At 72.4% G+C, this 20,749-nt stretch carries 18 protein-coding genes; 8 read left to right on the top strand and 10 right to left on the bottom strand.

Annotation, left to right across the window (positions count from 1 at the left end):
• Together MKK69_RS08665 and MKK69_RS08660 are read left to right on the top strand one after the other, a co-directional pair.
• Positions 1 to 2,715 (top strand): flagellar hook-length control protein FliK (locus MKK69_RS08665; protein WP_243967374.1); only part of this gene is annotated, 2,715 nt, incomplete at its 5' end.
• Positions 2,675 to 3,220 (top strand): transglycosylase SLT domain-containing protein, encoded by a 546-nt coding sequence (locus tag MKK69_RS08660; RefSeq protein WP_243967373.1) that lies wholly within the window; start codon positions 2,675 to 2,677, stop codon positions 3,218 to 3,220. The genes MKK69_RS08665 and MKK69_RS08660, both read left to right, overlap by 41 nt.
• Before the next feature lie 37 nt (positions 3,221 to 3,257).
• Here MKK69_RS08660 and MKK69_RS08655 read toward each other — a convergent pair whose 3' ends face one another.
• From MKK69_RS08655 to MKK69_RS08640, 4 genes are all read right to left on the bottom strand, one after another.
• Complete coding sequence (locus MKK69_RS08655; RefSeq protein ID WP_243967372.1) at positions 3,258 to 3,674, bottom strand: hypothetical protein; 417 nt, start codon at positions 3,672 to 3,674, stop codon at positions 3,258 to 3,260.
• A gap of 304 nt (positions 3,675 to 3,978) precedes the next feature.
• Positions 3,979 to 4,170, bottom strand: coding sequence for a hypothetical protein (locus MKK69_RS08650; protein ID WP_243967370.1), 192 nt, complete (start codon positions 4,168 to 4,170; stop codon positions 3,979 to 3,981).
• Positions 4,171 to 4,312: 142 nt separating this feature from the next.
• Entirely contained in the window at positions 4,313 to 4,891 is a 579-nt protein-coding gene (locus MKK69_RS08645; protein ID WP_243967369.1) for a cell wall hydrolase, read from the bottom strand.
• 184 nt (positions 4,892 to 5,075) lie between these two features.
• The gene (locus MKK69_RS08640; RefSeq protein ID WP_243967368.1) at positions 5,076 to 5,402 is read right to left on the bottom strand and encodes a DMT family transporter; all 327 of its coding nucleotides are present in this window, start codon (positions 5,400 to 5,402) and stop codon (positions 5,076 to 5,078) included.
• Between the two features lie 346 nt (positions 5,403 to 5,748).
• On the opposite strand from MKK69_RS08640, the gene MKK69_RS08635 reads away from it, so the two are divergent.
• Positions 5,749 to 6,966, top strand: coding sequence for a serine hydrolase domain-containing protein (locus MKK69_RS08635; protein ID WP_243967367.1), 1,218 nt, complete (start codon positions 5,749 to 5,751; stop codon positions 6,964 to 6,966).
• 41 nt (positions 6,967 to 7,007) lie between these two features.
• On the opposite strand, the gene MKK69_RS08630 is transcribed toward MKK69_RS08635, so the two are convergent.
• The gene (locus tag MKK69_RS08630) at positions 7,008 to 8,408 is read right to left on the bottom strand and encodes a DUF4105 domain-containing protein (RefSeq protein ID WP_243967366.1); all 1,401 of its coding nucleotides are present in this window, start codon (positions 8,406 to 8,408) and stop codon (positions 7,008 to 7,010) included.
• A gap of 962 nt (positions 8,409 to 9,370) precedes the next feature.
• Here MKK69_RS08630 and MKK69_RS08625 point away from each other — a divergent pair.
• Positions 9,371 to 9,793: a MucR family transcriptional regulator gene (locus tag MKK69_RS08625; protein WP_243967365.1), complete on the top strand. Its 423-nt coding sequence runs from the start codon at positions 9,371 to 9,373 to the stop codon at positions 9,791 to 9,793.
• A 146-nt stretch (positions 9,794 to 9,939) separates the two neighbouring features.
• Here MKK69_RS08625 and MKK69_RS08620 read toward each other — a convergent pair whose 3' ends face one another.
• A complete protein-coding gene (locus MKK69_RS08620) occupies positions 9,940 to 10,965 on the bottom strand; it encodes a PAS domain-containing protein (protein WP_243967364.1) in 1,026 nt (341 codons plus the stop codon).
• Positions 10,966 to 11,597: 632 nt separating this feature from the next.
• On the opposite strand from MKK69_RS08620, the gene MKK69_RS08615 reads away from it, so the two are divergent.
• Positions 11,598 to 12,533, top strand: a complete 936-nt coding sequence (locus tag MKK69_RS08615; RefSeq protein ID WP_243967363.1) for a sugar kinase — start codon at positions 11,598 to 11,600, stop codon at positions 12,531 to 12,533.
• 130 nt (positions 12,534 to 12,663) lie between these two features.
• Positions 12,664 to 13,461, top strand: a complete 798-nt coding sequence (locus MKK69_RS08610; RefSeq protein ID WP_243967362.1) for a DUF502 domain-containing protein — start codon at positions 12,664 to 12,666, stop codon at positions 13,459 to 13,461.
• 81 nt (positions 13,462 to 13,542) lie between these two features.
• Here MKK69_RS08610 and MKK69_RS08605 read toward each other — a convergent pair whose 3' ends face one another.
• Together MKK69_RS08605 and recG are read right to left on the bottom strand one after the other, a co-directional pair.
• Entirely contained in the window at positions 13,543 to 13,866 is a 324-nt protein-coding gene (locus tag MKK69_RS08605) for a hypothetical protein (protein WP_243967360.1), read from the bottom strand.
• A gap of 293 nt (positions 13,867 to 14,159) precedes the next feature.
• Positions 14,160 to 16,376 carry an ATP-dependent DNA helicase RecG gene (gene recG / locus MKK69_RS08600; protein ID WP_243967359.1) on the bottom strand — a complete coding sequence of 739 codons (2,217 nt, stop codon included), beginning with the start codon at positions 16,374 to 16,376 and terminating at the stop codon, positions 14,160 to 14,162.
• 98 nt (positions 16,377 to 16,474) lie between these two features.
• Between recG and MKK69_RS08595 the strand changes: the two genes are divergently transcribed.
• Positions 16,475 to 17,359 (top strand): alpha/beta fold hydrolase, encoded by an 885-nt coding sequence (locus MKK69_RS08595; RefSeq protein WP_243967358.1) that lies wholly within the window; start codon positions 16,475 to 16,477, stop codon positions 17,357 to 17,359.
• A 143-nt stretch (positions 17,360 to 17,502) separates the two neighbouring features.
• Positions 17,503 to 18,717 (top strand): UbiH/UbiF family hydroxylase, encoded by a 1,215-nt coding sequence (locus MKK69_RS08590; protein WP_243967357.1) that lies wholly within the window; start codon positions 17,503 to 17,505, stop codon positions 18,715 to 18,717.
• A gap of 49 nt (positions 18,718 to 18,766) precedes the next feature.
• Here the strand turns inward: MKK69_RS08590 and MKK69_RS08585 are convergent, their stop codons facing one another.
• Complete coding sequence (locus MKK69_RS08585; protein ID WP_243967356.1) at positions 18,767 to 19,111, bottom strand: hypothetical protein; 345 nt, start codon at positions 19,109 to 19,111, stop codon at positions 18,767 to 18,769.
• A gap of 168 nt (positions 19,112 to 19,279) precedes the next feature.
• Positions 19,280 to 20,533 carry an acyl-CoA synthetase gene (locus tag MKK69_RS08580; RefSeq protein WP_243967355.1) on the bottom strand — a complete coding sequence of 418 codons (1,254 nt, stop codon included), beginning with the start codon at positions 20,531 to 20,533 and terminating at the stop codon, positions 19,280 to 19,282.
• Between the last annotated feature and the right edge of the window lie 216 nt (positions 20,534 to 20,749).

The following is a 20,749-nucleotide window of genomic DNA, read 5'->3' as shown; positions in this document are numbered from 1 at the left end:
CCCGTGCCGGCCGATCCCGGGCCGTCCCCCGCGCCGGCCGCGGAGGCGCAGCCCCGCAAGGACGGGCCGGTCGCGTGGGTGCGCACGCTGCAGCTGCTTCAGGATCGGGTCGCCACGGGATCCCTGGCGGCCCACGAGGGCCAGCCCGTGGTGATCGCCCGGATCAACGCGGATCTCCTGGGTGCGGCCCCGGAGGTCTGGACCGATCCGCACAATCTCCAGGCCGCCATCGTGTTCGCCCTGAGCGGCGGCGGCCCGGCCATCCTGCGGCGCCTGACCAAGCAGGAGGGTCTCGGCGAGCCCGAGGCGACGCTCGCGCGCGGGGCGCTCGCCTACGTCGAGGGGCGGGAGGCCGAGGCGAGCCGCCTGCTCAAGGACGTCGACATCGCCGGCCTGCCGCTGACGCTGGCCGCCGCGATCGGCCTCACGCAGGCGTCGCTCACCGTGACCGAGAACCCGATCCGGGCGATCGCTCTGCTCGATCAGGTCCGCCTGCTCCTGCCGGGGACCCTGTCGGAGGAGGGCGCCCTGCGCCGCGAGATCTTCACCCTCGGGCAGGTGGGCGACCTGAAAAAGTTCGAGGCCCTGGCGATCCAGTACCTGCGCCGCTTCCCGCACTCGATCTACGCGGGCAATTTCCGCCAGCGCCTCGCCTATCAGCTGACGAAGCTGGATTTCGGCCAGGACGAGGGGCGCTTCTCCGCGCTCAGCCGGATCCTGAACGAGCTCGGCCCCGAGAGCCGGAAGGACCTGTACCTGCTGATCGCCCGCACGGCGATCCAGGAAGGCAAGACGCGCTCGGCCCTCCTGGCCGCCGACCGGGCCCTTCGCCCTCTGCCCCCCCGAGAGCCCGGAGGCGCTCCAGGCGCGGCTCTACCGGGCCGCCGCCGAGATCGTGAGCCTGGCGACGTTCCAATCCGGGCTGCGGACCCTGAAAGCCATCGACAGGTCCAGGCTGCCGCGGCGCGACACCCTCCTCCTCGATACCGCCCTGGCGACGGCCGAGGAGATCCGGCGGGGGCTCACCGGCAAGCCCGGCCTGCCGGAGGCCGACACCGCCGCGGCGAAGCCGGCGCAGGCCGCGGCGGCGGCCGACGAGCCCGCCAAGCTGATCCCCCGGGCCCAGGCCATGATCGACCGGATCGATCTGCTTCTGAGGAAGGCGAACCCGTGAACCCGATCTCCGCCACGGTCCAGAAGGCGATCCCGCAACCCGATCGGGACGTGTCGCCCCCGCAATCGGAGGCCGATGCCCCGAACGCACCGGAAACGGGCGCCAAGCGGGGCTTCTCGGCCGCCCTGCGCGCGGCCTCGGGCCGGCCGGCGGCCCCCCGGGGCGACAGCGACACCGGTGAGGCGGCCGAGCCGGACGGGATTGCCGGGACGGCCGAGTCCGTGCCGGCGGCCCAGGCACTCTTGGCAGGGCCGCCATCCGCAGCCGATGCGGCCAACGCGACAGCGGCGATCCTCGCCAACATCCTGAACGCCGTGACACCGGCGGGCGCTCCCGCGGCCCCCACGGCGGCGGCGGCGGCGGCGGGCGCTCCGGCGGCCGCCACGGCGGGCGACGCGAAGAGCCGTCCCGGAACCGCGGGCGCAGCGGCGGTCGGGGCCACCGGGGGCGATGCCGCCGCGATCGGCACGGCCGCCTCCGCACCGGCCGCGACCGCCGGCTCCGGAGCGCTCCCGGCGGCCGGAACCATCCTGGGGGCGGCGAACACGGCGACCGCGCGGCCGGAGGGGATCGATCCGGGCCGCCTGCCCAAGGTCGCGGTGCTCGACCGGGCGGTCCACTTCAAGCCCGTCGTCGCGAAGCCGATCTTGCGCCCCCCGGCGCTCGCCACACCGCCGGCCTCCGTGGACGGGACCGGGGCCAGGCCGCAAGCCGCCCAGGCCGGATTGCCGGAGCTGACCGCCACCAAGCCTCAACCGAACCGGGCCGGGTTGCCGGAGCTGGTCGCCGCCGCGCCCGGGGTGCAAGCCCAGAGCCTGCCCCAGAACCAGGGCGCACCGGCTCCCGATCCCGCCGGCGCGGCGGCCCGGGCGGCCGGTGCCGGACTGGAGAAGGCGGATGTCACCGCCCTCGCGGATACCCGTGCGATCACGGGAATCGCCAGGACGGGGCTTGCCTCCGCCGGGGGATCCGAGGCGGCGGACGCCCCCGGCCCGACCGGGCTGGACGGGACCGCACCGAGCCTGCCCGCCGGCGCCCTGCCGACGATCGCGGCGGCCATCAAGGACGAGATCGACCGCGCCGCCGCCACCGATTCGGCACCCCGGGTCCAGGCCGATCCGGCGGTCCGGACCGGCCCAGACGGTCCGGTGCGCGTGCTCAGGATACAGCTCAGGCCGGAGGATCTCGGGACCGTCACGGTGGAGTTGCGGCTCACGAACGGCCAGCTCGAAACGCACCTGCGCGCCTCGCAGCCCGAGACGGCGGCCCTCCTGCACAGGGACGCGGCGATCCTCACCGATCTGCTGAAGCAGGCCAACTACCAGGCCGAGGTCACCGTCGCCCAGGCGCGCCCGGCCGAGGCGGGGGGCTTTTCCGGCAACGCCCCCGCGCAGGGGCAGCCCGGCTTTTCCGGGGGCGCCCGACCGGGCCAGGGCGGGGACAGGCAGCGACAGGCGGACCAGGGTCCGGCCGCCGGCAGACGGGAGGGAGAGCGGGGAGATGACACGATACGTCCTCGCGACGGCGGCGTTTATCTGTAGCGCGGTCCCGGCGGCGGCAAATGTCTGCGAGGCCGAGATGGGCCGCGCCTCCGCGCGCTACGGCGTGCCCCTCGGCGTGCTCTACGCCGTCGGTCTCGCGGAGACGGGCAAGCGCGGCTCCCTCCAGCCCTACGCCATGAACATCGAGGGCGCGGCCTATTTCGCGACCGGGCCAGGGGACGTGATCGCCCGCTTCAGGGAGGCGCGGCGCAGGGGCGCGCGCCTGATCGACCTGGGCTGCATGCAGATCAACCACCATTACCACGGCGGCAAGTTCGGCTCGGTCGAGGCCATGATCGACCCGCACGCGAATGTCGACTACGCGACGCAATTCCTCCGGGCGCTGAAGCAGCGGGAGGGCAGCTGGACGCTGGCGGTGGCGCGCTACCATGCCGGGCCGCACAACGACGCGGCGCAGAGGGTCTATGTCTGCCGGGTGATGACCAACATGGTCGCGACGGGCTTCGGGCAGTGGACGCCGGCCGCGGCGCGGTTCTGCCGGTGAGGCCGAGCGGCGGATCGGGCTCCGCCGGGGGCCACGATCACAGACCCCGACAGCTTCCGTAGCTGATCTTGATCTCGGTGCGATCTTCCGGGTTGAGCTGGGCCTCGACGAAGTTCAGCTTGATCAGGTCGATCAGGAAAAAATAGACACCGTTCTGGCACTTGATCGCGTTGTGCGGCGAGCGTTCATTCAACCGCGGCGATGCGGGTTGGCACTCGTAATAGTCCGAGCGTCCGGCGGAGATCACGGTCAGCAGGCCGCCGCTTGAGACCAGGGAGAAGGTGCGGGCCTTCTGCGGTGGCGGCGGCGGTTTCGTCCCCTCCGGCACGGCGGCGGTGTCGAGACCGACCGATGCCGCCTCCGTACAGGTCAACGGGCGGCGCAACTGGGACGCCGATGGCGTGATGCTCAGCAGGAGGAGCGCACCGGCGAGGGCTACCCGGTTGGCAATCATCGGCGTGACATCCGTGATTCGTGGGTAGATTCTACCGACAAGCTAGACCGTCGCCGCCCGGTGTAAATGCCGCATGCCCGGCCAGCCGGGTCGATCAACAGTTTCCCGGCGGCATTCGATGGATTTCGATCAGTGACTCATGGTCGATCCGGGATCTTCGGCAGCATCCGGCCGGCCAGCACCCAGGACCACCCGGTCTTCATCGCCCCCCGGCGGCCCCGGGCACCGGGCGCCCGCGAGACGCAAAACCGCCCGGCGCAACGTCGTTGTCCGACAGCCGGCGGCCGCCTTTCGGGACGAGGCTCTACTCTTCGGTCTCGTCCGGATTGTCGTTGGCGGCGGGGTCGACTTCGCACCGGGCCGCGAGGGCGAGTCCGATTTCCATCAGCAGCAGCCGCGACAGGAGTTGCATCATCGGCGTACCGTGCGATCCCATCAGCCGGTGGGCGCGGATGGCGGCTCTCACCATGCGGTCAAAACCGTCGTCGTCGGGCATGGCGCTGCCATAACCTGATCGCCCGCGGGAATACAACCTTACGGTTGTACGCCTTTTCGGCAACGGCCGCGGCGACGGGGCGGCCGAGCCCCGCTCGCGACACCGGGCCCGTTGCCACGGAGACCCGGCTCCGATCGGGACGCTACGGCGCGGCCGCCGTCGGGGCCGCCGCGAAGGTCGGGATCGACGCGGGGGCCGCCGCCGTCTCGGGCTTGGCCGCGCGGGCGTCACGCTTCTCGTAGAAGGCGTTGCCGCCGGCTTCGGCCACGTAATGCATGTTGGTGTAGGCGTAGTGCCGCCCCGCGGTGTGGAAATACATCGCCTTGCCGACCTGCGGGTGACGCTCGCCCGCCAGGACGGCGTCGGCGGCGTCGGCGACCTTCTGGAGGTCCTTGTCCTGCATCGGCTTGGTCAGGACCCCCGCGGCGAACTGGCCCGGCTGGCCGACCACGGCACAGATGCCGCCCGGAAAGATCGCATTCTCCAGCCGGTTCATGACCACGGTGCCGACCGCGATCAGGCCGCCCTCGTCGCTCCGGTTCGATTCGAAGTACATGGCCCGGCCCAGGCAATCCCGCTCGGCATCGCTGACGGCCACCGGCGGCTTGTGGCCGGGGATCGATCCCGTCGTGAGCACCGGCGCGGCCGTATTGCAGGCCCCCAGGCCGCAGGCCACGGCCACCAGGACAGGAATGATCTTCGTCCGCTCGCTACCCTGCATGCAGGCCCGCTCCGTTCTGCGTCGTCCGCGTTCCGCTGCGCCTCGGCGCCGGGCAAGCTTGACGGCACGTTCGCGGCGAGGATGTGGCGCGGGTCCGGGACGCCGGCCGGGCCCGGTCGTGTCGCCGAAGAGCCACAGCGGCGGTCGACCGGTCGCGGCGGTCCTGACGCGGCGGACCGCCCCTTCAAGGCCGGCCCTGGCCGGTGGCCAGGATGGTCACGCCCACGGCGATCACCGCGATGCCCGCCAGCATCGTCGGGTTCACCGTCTCGCCATACAGCCACGCGCCGCCGATGGCGGCACCGATCATGCCGATCCCGGACCAGATCGCGTAGACGACGCCGATCGGCAACATGTCCATGCTGGTCGACATCAGCCACAGGGCGGTCCCGTAGCCCGCGGCCACGATCAGCGTCGGCCCCGGCCGGGTGAAGCCGTCGGCCGCCTTCAGCGCCAGGGTGGCGGTGACCTCCGCGCCGATGGCGAGCCCGAGGATCAGGAACGGATTCATGGCACGGCGAACTTTCTGCGCGGGACGGCTACGTGAATGCGACGCGGGACGCGTGTAGAGATCTGCCTCGAATCGGAAGCCCCGGCAGATGAAGGATCGCGCCGCCGCGGCACGTCCGATCCGGTTCGTCGACAGGATGTTGTCATCGACAGGACGCCGCCCGATACGTCTCCACGGAATCCATGAACATTTCCGAACCGCCGTCCCACCGAACCTTCGGAAGTCTTTCGCCCTCCGACGGAGTGGGGCTTTCGTTAAGCCCTCCTGACCATGATGACTGCGCGTCGGCCGCCCACCGCGTCGCCGGCCGCGCGACCGTGACGATCCAGAGCGATACAGATCCGACATGACCGCGTCCTCCGCGATCCCGGACACACCGGCTCGCCCGCGCCGGGGCCGCCGCTGGGGTGCGATCGCGGCGGCCGGCACCGCGGCGGCCGCTTGCTGCACCTGGGCCGCCTGCGGGCTGCTGAACGTCCCCGACCCCGTCACCCTCGCGGCCCTGGCCCTGGTCGAGCCGTCCTCGGTGGGCCCGTGGTTCCCGAGCCGGGTCGTCGAGGCGCCGGCGCAGGCCCGGGACCTGCCGTCCCGGCCGCGCCCGCTCCTCGACCGGGTCCCCTGGAAGGGGCGGACCGTCCCGCTCATGGACGTGCTGGCGGAGACCCACACCAACGCGTTCCTAGTGGTGCAGGACGGGGTCCTGGTCCACGAGTGGCAGCGGCCCGGCACCGGTCCGGCGACGCTGTTCCCGTCCTGGTCGGTGGCGAAGTCCATCGTCTCGCTGCTGGTCGGCGCCGCGGTTGCCCGCGGCCAGCTCGCCGAGACGGACCGCGTCTCCGCCCTGCTGCCGGAGCTGAGGAACGGCGCGGTCTTCGGCCAGATCACCGTGCGCAACCTCCTCGACATGGCGAGCGGGATCGCCGTGCCGGAGAGCTACGATCCCCGGCATCCCCTGACCGGCACCGCCGGGATGTACCTGACGCGGGACATCGAAGCCTTCGTGCGCGACCACGCGCATCTCGCGTTCAAGCCGGGCAGCCAGGGCCGCTACCGCAGCATCGACACCGAGTTGCTCGGCCTGATCCTGGCCCGGACCGAGGGCCGGCCCCTGGCCGACATCCTCTCGGACCGGATCTGGAAGCCGATGGGCGCCCAGGCCGACGCCACCTGGAACCTCGACCGGCCCGGGGGGATGGAGAAGGCGTTCTGCTGCATCAACGCCACCGCCCGGGACTTCGCCCGCCTCGGGCTGCTGGTGGCCGATCAGGGCCGGGCGGGTCAGACCCGCATCATCCCGGCCCGGTGGATCGAGCGGATCCTGACGCCGGCCCGGCGCGCGGTCGACGGCTGGCAATACTCGGCCCAGTGGTGGCACGCCCCCGGCGGCGATGCCGACGACATCTCGGCGATCGGCGTCTACGGCCAGTACGTCTACGTCAACCGCGAGACCGGCACGGTGATCGTGAAGCTCAGCGACCACGGCGCCGAGCAGGACGAGATCGACACCCTGTCGGTGATGCAGGCCATCGCGGCCGATCTCGCCGGGGGCCGCAAGGCGCCCTGAGGGCCCGCGCGGGGCGACGGCCGCGGTCAGGCCCCGGTCGGTCAGGCCCCGGTCGGTCCCGCATCCGTCAGGGACGGGCGCCGGGTGATCTGGTGCAGCCGGGCGAGGGACCGCGCCCGCCAGTTGCGGACGAGCCGCCAGCCGACGCGCTTCCACGCGATGGACGGCACCGGCGAGGCGGGATCGATGAGGGCGCTGAGCGCCCGCGTGTAGTCGAGCACCAAACCCGGGGTCCAGGTCATGGACCGGGCGCCGGTGCGCAGCAGGGCCGCCGCCCAGAATTCCGGGGTGGTCAGCGCCGCCGCGAGCCGGCGCCAGGGGTGGCCGCCGCGGCTGAACGCGCCCTCAACCGCGACGTCGAGGGCCCGGGCCGCCGTGGTCGAGCAGTTGCGGCTGATGAAGTTGTAGGTGGCGTCGCCCCGATACGCCTCCCAGAACGCCCGCAGCCGGGGGGCGTCGATGCCGTTCAGGGTGACGGCGACGGTGGGCGGGCACCAATCCGCCACCTCGGCGGCATGGGAGGGCAGGAAGCGCCCGGCCACGTCGTTCTCGGGCCCGGCGCGCAACGTCGACCGCAGGTTGGTCGGGGAATGGTCGACCTCCACCGCGGGGTAGTGACTGATGTACAGGTCGTCCCCCTGGCCCAGGGCCGCGTGGCCCGTGGAATAGCGGCCGGCCGTGTCGACGGAGGCCACGTAGCGCCGGATCAGCCGCTGACTGGCCGGGGTGGTCGCCTGTCCGGTCGGGGTCCAGACATAGACCGTCAGGCTGCCGGGCTCGGTGGCGGCCGGCTCCGGTGCGGCGACGCGCAGGCGCCGCGCCCGGAGGCCGATCAGCGCCAGGTTGGCCCCGCTCAGGATCAGGAACATCCCGATGCAGTAGCCGACCGTCCCGGCATACCAGGTCGGCCACGGCTGGAGGTGGAACAGGCCGAACGCGATGCTGAGCGCGCCCAAGGCCACCGAGATCCGCCAGCCGGCGAATTTCAGCAGGCTGGCGATCGCGACCCGGACCAGCCCGTCGACCGTGAAGGCGACGCCGAAGATCAGGGCGAGCAGGAAGTTGCTGTGCCGCGTGGCCATCAGGATCAGGACGGCCATGATCGTCAGAAGGCCCCCCTGAAGGACGCGCAGCCGGCGGGCGGCCCCGACGGCGGTCGCGCCCAGAGCCAGGGAGATCACGCCGTCGGCCAGGAGGATCAGGCCGAACCACCGGTCCGGGACGTGGATCGCCCCGTCGAGGGAATCGACCACCACGACGATGCCGAGCAGCGCCCAGAGGAGGCCGACCGCCAGGATGAGGCGCCAGTGCCGGCCCACCGCGGCCCGTCCCACGAGCAGCAGCCAGAGGGGCGCCATCCGGCCGCCCACCGGATCCGCGTTCCCCGGCTCGGCCAGGGTCGAGAGGGCGCGCGGAAGAGATGTCGTACAGGGTCCGGACATGAACGGTCGCCCTCGAAAGTGCACATCGAAGAGCCTCTCGCACGAACGCGGCCGCACCGAAACGGCGGTGCGACGGATCGGGCGCTGCGCAAGGTTCTCCGGGAGCAACATCTGCACCTTGGCTGAGGACTTCCTTAATCGGACCCCGGATGCACGCCCGCGCCCGCGACCGAGACGCGGATCATCTTAACGATCTCTGAAGATCTGACGCACCGCAGGACCCGGCGCGACGGCGGACCGGCGCCGCCCGTCGCAATTCCGGTCTGCCCGCCGGCCTGCCCACCCGTCTGCCCGCGACCGCCCCGCGGGATCGCCGGACCCGCGGGGCGGGGCTTCAGGTGCATCCAAAATACTATATCGCCGTGCGGACACCGGGGCTCGACGGCCGGTCTGACCGCCGGATGCCGGGTCACCCTTAGACTGATGGATCGGCAAACGTCCCAACATCTCTACAATAAATACAATTGCCTTCGAAATATTATCCGCATCTTCGATGCTCGAGACGCGTGCGGGCACGAACACGCCGCCCGGCACGCGCCACCGCGCGGCCGAAGCGGTAGCGGCCGCGGCGACACAAACCTATGCGCCATTGCGCCGACGGCCGGGGTCCCGCAGCGGACGGTTGGACCGCGTCTCCGGGACTGATTCGCGCGCCTACAGCCTGTCATCGCATGGGCATTTGAAGTCATCGCGCGGGTGATGCCGCTCAATCCCCGAAGGTGCGCAATAATTGTTGCGACTTCACCGCAGGACAACCTCATGTTTACGCGTCCGAGCAAAATATGTTCAGAGTGTATCCTAAGATAAACCCTAGACATTTCGTGCAGTTTTTGTATTGTAGGGCGCCAATTTTGGCATATCCGAAGCAGTTCGACAGGGTACGGATGGGGGAATTCCGATCGTAGCGTCGGTCTTCGTCTCCTGTCGGATCGTTTTGCTTCTTCGCGTAACCGGTGGATTCCATGAACACCATCGATCTGTACGAAAAGACATCAGATCCGAATACGGACCTGATCAAGTGCACGGCTTCTCTGGTCGCGGCTTATGTCTCTCGGAACGCGGTGGGTGTCGGCGACCTGCCCGTTCTGATCGATCAGGTTCACACGGCCATCTCGGTCCTGCAGAACGGCACTTCGGGCGCCGGCTGGACCGGGCCAAGCGCGGCCCAGATCGAGGCCTCGATCCAGCACGACGGCCTGATCAGCTTCATCGACGGCCGGTCCTACAAGACCCTGAAGCGCCACCTCACCGCCCACGGCCTGACGCCCGAGCGCTACCGGGCCAAGTACGGCCTGCCGGCCGATTACCCGATGGTCGCCCCGGGCTACGCCGCCAAGCGGTCGCAGATCGCCAAGGCGATCCAGCTCGGCCATAAGGCGGCCTGAGAGGCGCGATCGCCTCGCCACCGGCAGCGGCCCGATCCGGCCGCCGCCGGTGCGTCGCACCCGGACGGCGCGCGCGGGACGTTCCGGACTCCGCCTTTCCGAAGGCGGGGCCGCCCGATCGGCCTCGCGGATCGCGGCGGTCGGGTTCAGGCCCGCGCCACAGCTAGGGTTCCGTCGTCCATGGCCACGAAGCGGGCCCCCGCGCGGCGGAGCGCCTCGACGGCGTGGAGACGGGAGCGGCTCCCGCGATGCTCGCTGTCGTCCTCCAGGCGCCGGACCGTGGAGTGCGACAGGCCGCTCGCCTGAGCCAGGTCCATCATCGACCAGTCGAGCAGCGCCCGCGCGGCGCGCAGGTGGTGTCCGGTCACGGATTGCTCCAGACCCGCGCGGAGGGGCACGGGAACCCGCGCGCCGGCGCCGACCGGGTATTTGAGACCGCACCGGCCGAGATAGGTACCGTCGGGATCCCAGACCGGCATCGTGAGGATGCGGAAGTGCCAGAGCTCCCCGTCGGCGAGGCGCTCATGGGCGGTCCCCTGGTAGACCGTCTGCTGCTCGATATGCTCCTCGGCCATCGTCCGGAAGGCCGCCCGCTCCCCGGGAACGATCAGCAGGAAGGGGTTGATGCAGATCTCCTCGAACGGGACACCGTGGACCTGCGCCATCTCGAAGGGCAGCTCGCGGACGCGGTCGAGCCCCATCGAGAAGGTGGCGATGCGCTCAGTCAGGTAGAGCGCCGCCCGGCGCCGCCGCTCCTCGTGGCGCGCATGGGCCAGCTGCTCGCGGTCGCTCACGTCGAGGGCCGTGCCGTTGACGGCGACGGGCCGCCCCTCGGCCGAGAAGCGCATCTCCATCGTCAGCGACAGGGTGCGCTGCGTGCCGTTCGGGCGCAGCACCCGGACGATCGCCTCCCGCGGGACATGACCCTGCCAAACATCGGCGAGCGACGGCATCAGGGGCCGGTCATCCGGATGGACCAGGGAGAGCAGCAGTTCGTAATGCGCCTTCGCGGCATTGGGGACGAGGCCGAGCAGGCGGTAGAAGCCCGGGGACCAGACCTGCTCGCCGCCGGCGAAAACCCAGCTCCAGGCGCCGCTGATGCCCCGACCTTCGGTGATGGTCAGGAACTCTCCGGACGAGAACGTCAGGGCACTGAGAGCGGAATGAAACATACCAGAGAACCCGGTGAATTCGACAGATGATTCTCGCCGGCCTCGAACCGAGCGACAGACGAATCGATGGCGCGGCAAGATTCAGGACGCGCCCGGAACTCGGAACACGTTCGGCGCCGGCGAGCATTTCACAGGGTCAACCGCCTCGCAACAGTGGAAACCGGTTGCTGGATCGACGCCAGCGCAGGCCTGAACTTCGGACATGGTTTCCGTGCAGGAGACGGAACCCGTGAACCGCGATCTCCCTCACGCGAGCGGACCCCGGCGCCCGTCCGGCATGAGACGCCGCGGCCGGCATGCGTTCGGATCGGACAAGGGAGGCCCTTACCGCGGCACGCACTAAAGCAGGCTTAAACCGCGCAGTTTCCAACCCATGAAACAGATTCATAAGTCTTGTCGCAATGACATCGGCCCGATGACCATCAATATATTCCGAAATCTTTCCACATTGAATATTGAAAATAACTATTCATGACAGGTGTCTTTCGGCAGATGCACACGCGAGACAACATCATCCGGCGCGGATATAAGCACGTGCGCCGCCCGGTTCCCGCCGACGCCCGCACGAGCGCCCCGGGGCGCCGAGCCGAGCCGAACGGTGGGGAGCGGGTCGGCACACCGGGAGGAGCCACATGAAGGTCGCCTGCATCGGCGAGTGCATGGTCGAATTGTCGGAGCGCCCGGACGGGAGCCTCGCCCGCGGCTTCGGCGGCGACACCCTGAACACCGCGCTCTACCTCGCCCGCCTCGGCGTCGCGGTCGATTACGTGACCGCCCTCGGCGACGACGTCTGGAGCGCCGAGATGACGGCGGCCTGGGCACGCGAGGGCATCGGTCTCGACCGAGTCCGCCGGCTGCCGGGGCGGATGCCGGGCCTCTACATCATCCGCACGGACGAGGCCGGCGAGCGCAGCTTCCATTACTGGCGCGACCGGGCCGCGGCCCGGGACCTGTTCGCCGAACCGGGGGCCGCCGGGACCCGGGCCGCCCTGGCGGCCTACGACCTCGTCTACCTCTCCGGCATCAGCCTCTCGCTCTACGGCGAGGCCGGCCGCGCGGCCCTGTCCGAGACCCTGGCGGCCCTGCGCGCCCGGGGCGGACGCGTCGCCTTCGACACCAATTACCGGCCCCGCGGCTGGCCCGACCGGGACGTCGCCCAGGCCGCGTTCCGGACGGCCCTGGCGCAGGCCGACCTGATCTTCGCTTCGGCGGAGGATCTGGACTGGCTGTTCGGCGCGGCGGGGGAGGACGCGGTGCTGCGCCACCGCGGCCGGGCCGAGATCGTGCTCAAGGCCTCGGGCGGACCCGAGCCGGTCGCCCGGGTGCTGCACGGGGGATCCGACGTGGCGGTGCCGGCCGGGCCGGTGGCACGGGTGATCGACACGACCGCCGCGGGCGACAGCTTCGCCGCGGGCTATCTCGCCGCCCGCATCGCCGGGCTGGCCCCGGAGGCGGCCGCGGCCCGGGCGCACCGCCTCGCCGGCGCGGTGATCGGGCATCGCGGCGCCGTGATCCCCCGGGACGCGATGCCGGCCCTCGACCGCGCGTTCTCCGGCGCGGGGGCCTGACGGCGGCGAGCGCGTGCCGCCGCCCGGGGCGGGGCGCCCTTGAGACGGGCAAGCGCAGCCGCTACCTGTGCCATCGGGGGATGGCCCCCGCAGCAGGATCGCCGCGCGTCGAGCGGCCGAGAGGGCAGCCGTGGCGCCGAGTCCCCCGCCGATCCAGGTCCCCGAGCCCGACGCCCCCGCGCCCGGCGGCGGCGCCCCCAAGACCCGGGTCAGCACCCGGGGCCGGCTGCGCACCTACTTCCTCACCGGCATCATCGTGGCCGGGCCCCTGGCGATCACCGCCTACATCACGTGGTGGTTCATCGCGCTGATCGATTCCTTCGTGAAGCCGCTGGTGCCGGCGAGCTACCTGCCCGACCATTACCTGCCGTTCTCGATTCCCGGCCTCGGCCTCGTCATCGCGTTCCTGGCGGTGACGCTGCTCGGCTTCCTCACGGCCAACCTCGTCGGCCGCTCGGTGATCGAGTTCGGCGAGGTGCTGCTCGCCCGGACCCCGGTGATCTCCGGCCTCTACAAGGGCCTGCGCCAGATCTTCGAGACCCTGTTCTCGGCCAACGGCACCTCGTTCCGCACCGTCGGGCTGGTGGAGTTCCCCGTGAAGGGGACGTGGTCGGTGGTGTTCGTGTCGGCCCCCGCGGCCCCCGAGGTCGAGGGCCCGCTCCGGGCCCGGGGGGCGGCCGCGGACGAGCTGGTCGGGGTGTTCCTGCCCTGTGCGCCCAACCCGACCACGGGGTTCTTCTTCTACCTGCCCCGGGCCGAGGTGGTGGAGCTCGCCATCAGCGTCGACGACGCGGCCAAGCTGGTGATGTCGGCGGGGGTGATCCAGCCGGAGGATCCGCAGGCCCGGCTCCAGGGCATGGCCGCGTCCCTGCGGGCGGCCCACCAGGCGGGCGGACCGGCACCGCGGCGGGAGCCGCAGGACGCGTGACGGCGGCGGGCCGCCGGCCATGAAAAAGGCCGACCCGCGTATGCGGGCCGGCCCTCCGATGCGTCGCGGGGGTCGAAGGATTCAGCGCTGCAGCGAGGCCGTCTGCGGGGCGATGGTCGGCGGGGTCGCCTGCGCCACCGTCACGGTGCCGCGGTGCGCCGCCGGCATCCAGCCGGTGGCGCATTGCAGGACCAGGGCGAGACCCAGCGCCATGCACAGACCGTTGGCGGCCATCCAGAAGGGGCGCGCCGCCCGCCGCACGGCGGCCTGCAGATCCTCCGCGGTCCGGCTCGCGGCCTCGGCGGCGCGATCCGTGATCGGCAGCAGCCAGGGCTCGGTCGGCAGGGCTTGGATGCCGGCCATCTCGTTTGAGCCCGGCAGGTTTTGGAACAGTCCGTTCGACATGTTCGTCCTCCAGATTCGTCCGTGATGTCCCGGCTTACCGGGCCATTCGTTCATCTGCAGTTAAGGGAAGATTGTGGCTGTTGCAAGGTCGCGGCCCTTGCCGGCGGCTCGCCCGCGGCTCCGACGGAGGCGGCAAAGCTTCCGCCGGAATCCGATAACCCATTGATTTGGATCGACTTTTCAGGTCGGCTGTGACATCGCCGCATCGGATCACCGATCAGGCGGCACCTGGTGCGGGATCGCACCTGAATGCGGGGCTTTCCTGAACAGGGGGCTTTCCTGAACGGCGCCGGTCACCCGGCCCCGATCAGCCGGATCGCGGCCTCGCGCTCGAACAGGTAGAGCAGCCCCCGCAGGGCCTGCCCCCGGGGGCTCTTCAGGCCCGGATCGCGCTCCACGATCATCCGCGCGTCGTCGCGGGCGGCCTCCAGCAGGGCGCCGTCGCTCTCGATCCGCGCCAGCCGGAACGCCGCCAGCCCCGACTGGCGGGTGCCGAGCACCTCGCCCTCGCCGCGCAGCTTCAGGTCCGCCTCGGCGATCCGGAACCCGTCCTCGCTCGACCGCATCATCTCGAGCCGCGCCCGGGACACCTGCCCGAGGGGCCCCCGGTACAGCAGCAGGCACGAGGACGCCTTCGAGCCGCGCCCGACCCGGCCGCGGAGCTGGTGCAGCTGCGCCAGCCCGAACCGCTCGGCGTGCTCGATCACCATGATGGTGGCCTCGGGCACATCGACGCCGACCTCCACCACCGTGGTCGAGACCAGGAGCTTGGTCTCCCCGGCGGCGAACCGGGCCATGGCGGCGTCCTTCTCGGGCCCCGGCATCTTGCCGTGGATCAGCCCGACCGCGGCGCCGAAATGCCTCTGCAGGTCGTCGAAGCGCTCGGCGGCGGCGGCGAGGTCGATGAACTCGGATTCCTCCACCAGCGGGCAGATCCAGTAGACCCGCTCCCCCCCGGCGATCGCCCGGGCGAGGCCGGCCACGACCTCGTCGATCCGCTCGGTGGGCAGGGTGATCGTGCGGATCGGCTGCCGGCCGGCGGGCTTCTCGTCGAGGACCGAGACGTCCATGTCGCCGAAGAAGGTCAGCGCCAGGGTGCGGGGAATCGGCGTCGCGGTCATCACCAGGAAGTCGACCGCCTCGCCCTTGGCGCCGAGGGCCAGGCGCTGGTGCACGCCGAACCGGTGCTGCTCGTCCACCACCGCGAGGCCGAGATCGCGGAAGGTCACCGCCTCCTGGAACAGGGCGTGGGTGCCGACCAGGATGTCGATCTCCCCCGCGGCGAGGTCGGCGAGCGTGCTCTTGCGCTCGGCGGCCCGGTCGCGGCCGGTCATCAGGCGCAGGCGCAGGGAGCCGGCCAGCGGCTTTAGCCGCTCGAAATGCTGGCGGGCCAGGATCTCGGTGGGCGCCATCAGCGCGCCCTGACGCCCGGCCTCCACCGCCGAGGCCAGGGCGAGCAAAGCCACCGCGGTCTTGCCCGAGCCGACATCGCCCTGGAGCAGGCGCAGCATCCGCCGGGGCGCCGCGAGGTCGGCCCGGATCTCCGCCACCGCCCGGGCCTGGGCGCCGGTCAGCGCGAAGGGGAGGGTGGCCTCGATGCGCCCACTCAAGGCGCCGTCGCCGGCATTGACCCGGCCGGCCTTGCGCCGTTGGCGGGCGCGCAGCAGGGCCAGAGCCAGCTGCGAGGCGAGGAGTTCGTCGTAGGCAAGCCGCTTGCGGGACGGCGTCGCGGGCGGCGGCTGGAGCGGGTCCTCGGCCTTCGGCGGCGCCTCCTCGGGACGGTGCTCGGCGCGCAGCGCGTCCGCGAAGGCCGGAAGACGGTTCTTCTCCAGCCAGGCCGCATCCTGCCATTCCGGCAGGACCGGCAGCCGGTCGAGGGCCGCCACCGCGAGCTTGTTGATCGCCCGGGAGGTCAGCCCCTCGGTGGCGCCATAGACCGGCTCGACGGCGGGGAGCTCGGCGAGCCCCGCCTCGTCGACGATCCGGGACGGGTGGACCATCTGGCGCGTCCCGTCCCAGAGGTCGATCCGGCCGGTGATGTAGCGGTGCGCCCCGAGCGGCAGCATCTTCTCCACCCGGGGGCGGGGCATGCCGAAGAAGACCAGCGTGATGTCGTGGCCGGAGGCATCCTCCACCACCACCCGGTGCGGGCGCCTGCCCGAGCCGATCTGGGCCGGGCGGTGCTCCACCACGGTGACGCCGAGGGTGACCGGCTCGCCCACCGGCGCCTCGCCGACCGAGCCCATGAGCTTCCGCGCCACGCCGCCCTGGGGCAGGTGGAACAGCAGGTCCACGACCCGGGCCTCGCGCTCCGGCGTGCCGAGCAGCTTCTCGATGAGCGGGGCCATCTTGGGGCCGATGCCCGGCAGGGTGCGGGCCGGGGCGAACAGGGGATCGAGGAGGCTCGGGCGGAGCGCGGGCGCGCGGACGGCCTCGCCCCCGGGCGCCTCGGGGTCGTTCGGTGCCGCGTCCCGGGGGGCGGCGTCCTGAAGCGCGCGTGCATCTGTCATGGCGGTACGGCGGACATGGTGCCGGAGGCGCCTTATCATCCGGTGCATCCCGGCGCGCCAGTGCGTCGTGATGGCGACCGACCCCGGAGATCGATCCCATGGCCAGCGACTTCCTGCCGGGCTTCGGCCGGCACCGGATCGAGACCGCGCCGGGGGTGACGATCCACGCCCGCTCGGCCGGCGCCGGGCCACCGGTGCTGCTCCTGCACGGGCACCCGCAGACCCTGTCCACATGGCTCCACGTCGCCCCGCGTCTCGCAGAGCATCGCACCGTGGTGGCGATGGACCTGCGCGGCTACGGCGATTCGTCAAAACCCCCGGGCGGGGCGCGCCACGCCGCCTATGCCAAGCGCGCCATGGCGGCCGACGCGGCGGCGGTGATGCGGGCGCTGGGCCACGAGCGCTTCGCCGTGGTCGGCCACGACCGGGGCGGCCGCGTCGCCCACCGGCTGGCCCTGGACCATAGCGGCGCGGTGGACCGGTTGGCGGTGTTCGACATCGCCCCCACGGCGACCATGTACGCGCGCACCGACAAGGATTTCGCCACCCGCTATTTCTGGTGGTTCTTCTTCATCCAGCCCCATCCCCTGCCGGAGACGCTGATCGGGGCCGATCCGGAATATTTCCTGCGCCACCACGTCGAGGGCCAGTCGAAGACCCCCGGCTCGACCCCGCCCGACCTCTTCGCCGAGTACCTGCGCTGCTATGCCGACCCGGCCTGCCGCCACGCGATCTGCGAGGATTACCGGGCGGCGGCCGGGATCGACCTGGAGCACGACGCCGCCGATGCGGACGCGCGCATCACGGCGCCGCTCCTGGCGCTCTGGGGGGCGAAGGGCGTGGTCGGCCAGACCTACGACGTGCTGGCGACCTGGCGCGAGAAGGCGACCGCTGTCTCCGGCCGGGCGCTCGATTGCGGCCACACCCTCCAGGAGGAGCGGCCGGACGCGGTTGTTTCGGAGCTGGCGGCGTTCCTCGCCTGAGCAGGACGCCGGAGGACCGGGCTGCGGCGCCGTGGCCCCGCGGGCCGGAGCCGGCCGCCCTTGGCAGGCGCGCGGAAAGGCGCAGATAGAGCCCGTCGCCGCGCCGCTCGGGTCCGGTGAGCGGGCCAACCGTGCAGGGAGCCATGTCCGACACGCGCGCAGTTCGATTCGACGTCGCCGTGGTCGGGGCCGGGGCCGCGGGCCTCGCCGCCGCCTTGAGCCTCGCCCGGGAGGGCATCCCGACGGCCCTGGTCGGCCGCCACGCCCCCGTGGCGGACGGGCGCACCGTGGCGCTGCTCGACGGGTCGGTGCGCTTCCTGGAGGCGCTGGGCGCCTGGGCGGCGGTGGCGCCGCTGGCGAGCCCGCTCTGCACCCTGCAGATCATCGACGACACCGGCAGCCTGTTCCGGCCCGCGCCCGTGCGCTTCCAGGCCGCCGAGATCGGCCTCGACGCCTTCGGGTGGAACGTCGAGAGCGCCCGCCTGGTCGAGAGCCTGCGCGCCCGCGCCCGGGCCCAGGCGAACCTCACCCTGGTCGAGGCGGATGCCGCCGGCACCACCCCCGGGGAGGCGGCCGCCCGCATCACCCTGGCGGCGGGCGGCACCGTCGAGGCCCGGCTGGTGGTCGGCGCCGACGGGGGCCGCTCGCCGCTCCGGGCCGCCAGCGGCCTGCGCGTGCGCGACTGGACCTACCCGCAGAGCGCGCTCACCACGATCCTGGCCCATGACCGCCCGCACCGGGACGTCTCCACCGAGTTCCACACCCGCTCCGGCCCGTTCACCCTGGTGCCGCTGCCGGGCGGGCACCGCTCCAGCCTGGTCTGGGTGACCGGGGAGACCGCGGCCCGGCGGCTGGCGGCGCTGGACGACGCGGATCTCGGGCTGGCGGTGGAGCGGCAGGCCCGGTCGATGCTCGGGGCCATGCGGGTCGACGGACCCCGCGGCCTCGTGCCCATGCGCGGGCTCGCGGTGGCGCGCCCGGTGGCGCAGAGGCTGGCCCTGATCGGCGAGGCGGCCCACGTCTTCCCGCCGATCGGCGCGCAGGGGCTCAATCTCGGCCTGCGCGACGCCGCGACCCTGCGCGACGTGGTGCTGGGCGCCGCCCGGGACGCACGGGATCCCGGCTCGCGCCCGGTGCTCGACGGCTACGCCCGCGCCCGCCGCGTCGACACCGCCGCGCGCACCGCCGCGGTGGATCTGCTCAACCGCAGCCTGCTCACCGACCTGCTGCCGGTGGACGCGCTGCGGGGCCTCGGCCTGCTGGCGATGGCGCAGCTCGGGCCGCTGCGGCGGCTGGTGATGCGGGAGGGGGTGCTGCCGCGGCTCGGCGCACCGGAACTAATGCGCGCGGCGCGCTGACCGGACCGCTCGGCTCCGCGGGCCGGGTCGGAATCTCGCCGGGACTCCGTCAGAATTCCGGCTGGGCGGTCACGTAGGCGCCGAGGCGGGTCGCGAGGTCGACCGGGCCGCCGGCCCGGGGTTCGGCGGAATCGCCGATGAGGATCACCGGGATGCCGCGGTCGCGCAATTGGGCGCGCAGCTTGGCCGCGCGGCGGGCATAGGCGGGATCCCGGCGGGTCGGCGCCTGCAGCAGCACCGCGGCCGGCCGTGCGATCACGGCCAATACGTCGTCGGCCGCCTCCATGGAGGCGGTCACGCTCGCGTAGCCGAGGCTGGCCAGCTCGCCCGAAAGGGAACGGTCCACGGCACGGACGCCGTCGTCGACCACGAGCACTTGTTGCAGCGCACCCATAAGCTTGAGCGGTACTCCATCCGGCACGGATTGGAAAGGTAGCCGTGACCACAATCCTTTGCAGAACCCGCGAGGGGGCGGATCGGATCCGTCGGTCCGTGTGCAGATGCGAGACTACCCATGGCGCCTGAGCGCCGGATGAACCGCGGCCGGGGGGACCGGTACCGTTCAGGCGTTCTCCACGGCCACGGCGGTCCCGCCCGACAGGATCGGGCGATAGCCGGCGCTCCGCCAGGTCTCGGCGTCGGTCTCGGGGATCGCGCCGCGGGGCAGCGGCGCGGCCGCGCAGGCCGGACCGCGATAGGTGAGGTTCCCCTCGGCGTCGCGGGCGATGGCCAGGAGGGCCCGGGGCAGGGGCGCACGCTCCGGATAGGCCAGGGTCGCGGCGAGGTCGCGCAGGCCGGGGCGCGTGAGCACCGCATCCTCGCGGAAGACCAGGGATTCGAGGCGCGGCGGCGCGGCGGCCTCGGCGCCCGCCCGCAGGCTCAGGTCCACGGGCGCCCGATGCACCACGTTGAGGGTCCGCACGGTCCAGGGCAGGGGCAGGGCGGCGAGGGCGGCCTGGGCCACGGCCGGGACGACGAGCCGGGTCGGCACCGGGCGCAGCAGGGCGGATCCGAAGCCGGCCGCTTCGAAGGGAATCACGGTCTCGAGACCGGCGCCGGCCGTCAGGGCCGCGCCGAGGCCGGTCACCAGGCCGCGCAGGTCGTGGGCGGGCAGGAGCGTCAGGATCCGCTCGTCGGCGGCCAGGGGCAGCACGTCGAGATGCGCGGCGATCGCCGCGGCGAGCGCCGCCGCGGTGCGGTAGACCGGCCGCTCCGGATCGCCGTCGGCGAAGGTCACGAGGCCGCGGCTGGCGACCGGTTCGGCCACGCCGCGTTCCAGCGCCATCGCGTCGAGGCTGATCACGCCGTCCGGCACGCCCGGGCCGAAGGCGGCGAGATAGCGCAGCCTGAACTGGCGGATCGCCACGTGGGTGAGTTCCTCCGCGGGCCGGCGCGCCCCGCGGCGGCCCTCGGTCAGCACGCCCAGGAGGTCGGCGGCCTCGATCCCGGCGGAGAGCTGCGCGGAATCCCAGCCAGCCGGCATCGCGCAGGGCAGATGGCCGGCCGCCTCGACGGCGAGGTGGGCCAGAGCCGCCTCCGCACCGCCGGAGAACCACACTCCGATCCGGCTGCCGGGCGGGAGCCGCCACGCGCCGATCCCGCGGGCGAGCCGGCCGACGATCTCGGAGGCGGCCGCGTAGGTCCAGGTGATCGGCGGGCGCCCGCACCACGCGGCCCGATCGCCCGAATCACGCAGCGCCGTGCGCTCCGGTGCGGAACGCGCCGCCGCGACCAGGCAGGCGGGCAGGCCGGCGGATCGCGCGGACGCGTCCGGTGCGGCACGGGCCGCCCTCTCCGCCACCGCGAACGCGCTCAACCCACCGCCCCCACCGATACTGCAGATCCGCCGGCATGGTCGGCCGATTACGGTTAACCAACCGCTAAGACCGGAGGGTGACGGCCGGCTGGGCCAAAGCGGGCCGGACCGATCACGCCCTCGTGCGAGGTCGCGCTTGCAAGGCCGCGCTTGCGGCCGGGCGGGCGCGGGCCTATCGGGGGGCCGGCCGCGGCCCGGAAGGCCCCGAGAGGCCCA

Source organism: Methylobacterium sp. J-026 (assembly GCF_022829585.1).
Lineage (GTDB): Bacteria > Pseudomonadota > Alphaproteobacteria > Rhizobiales > Beijerinckiaceae > Methylobacterium.
This window is presented reverse-complemented; position numbering and strand designations above follow the sequence as displayed.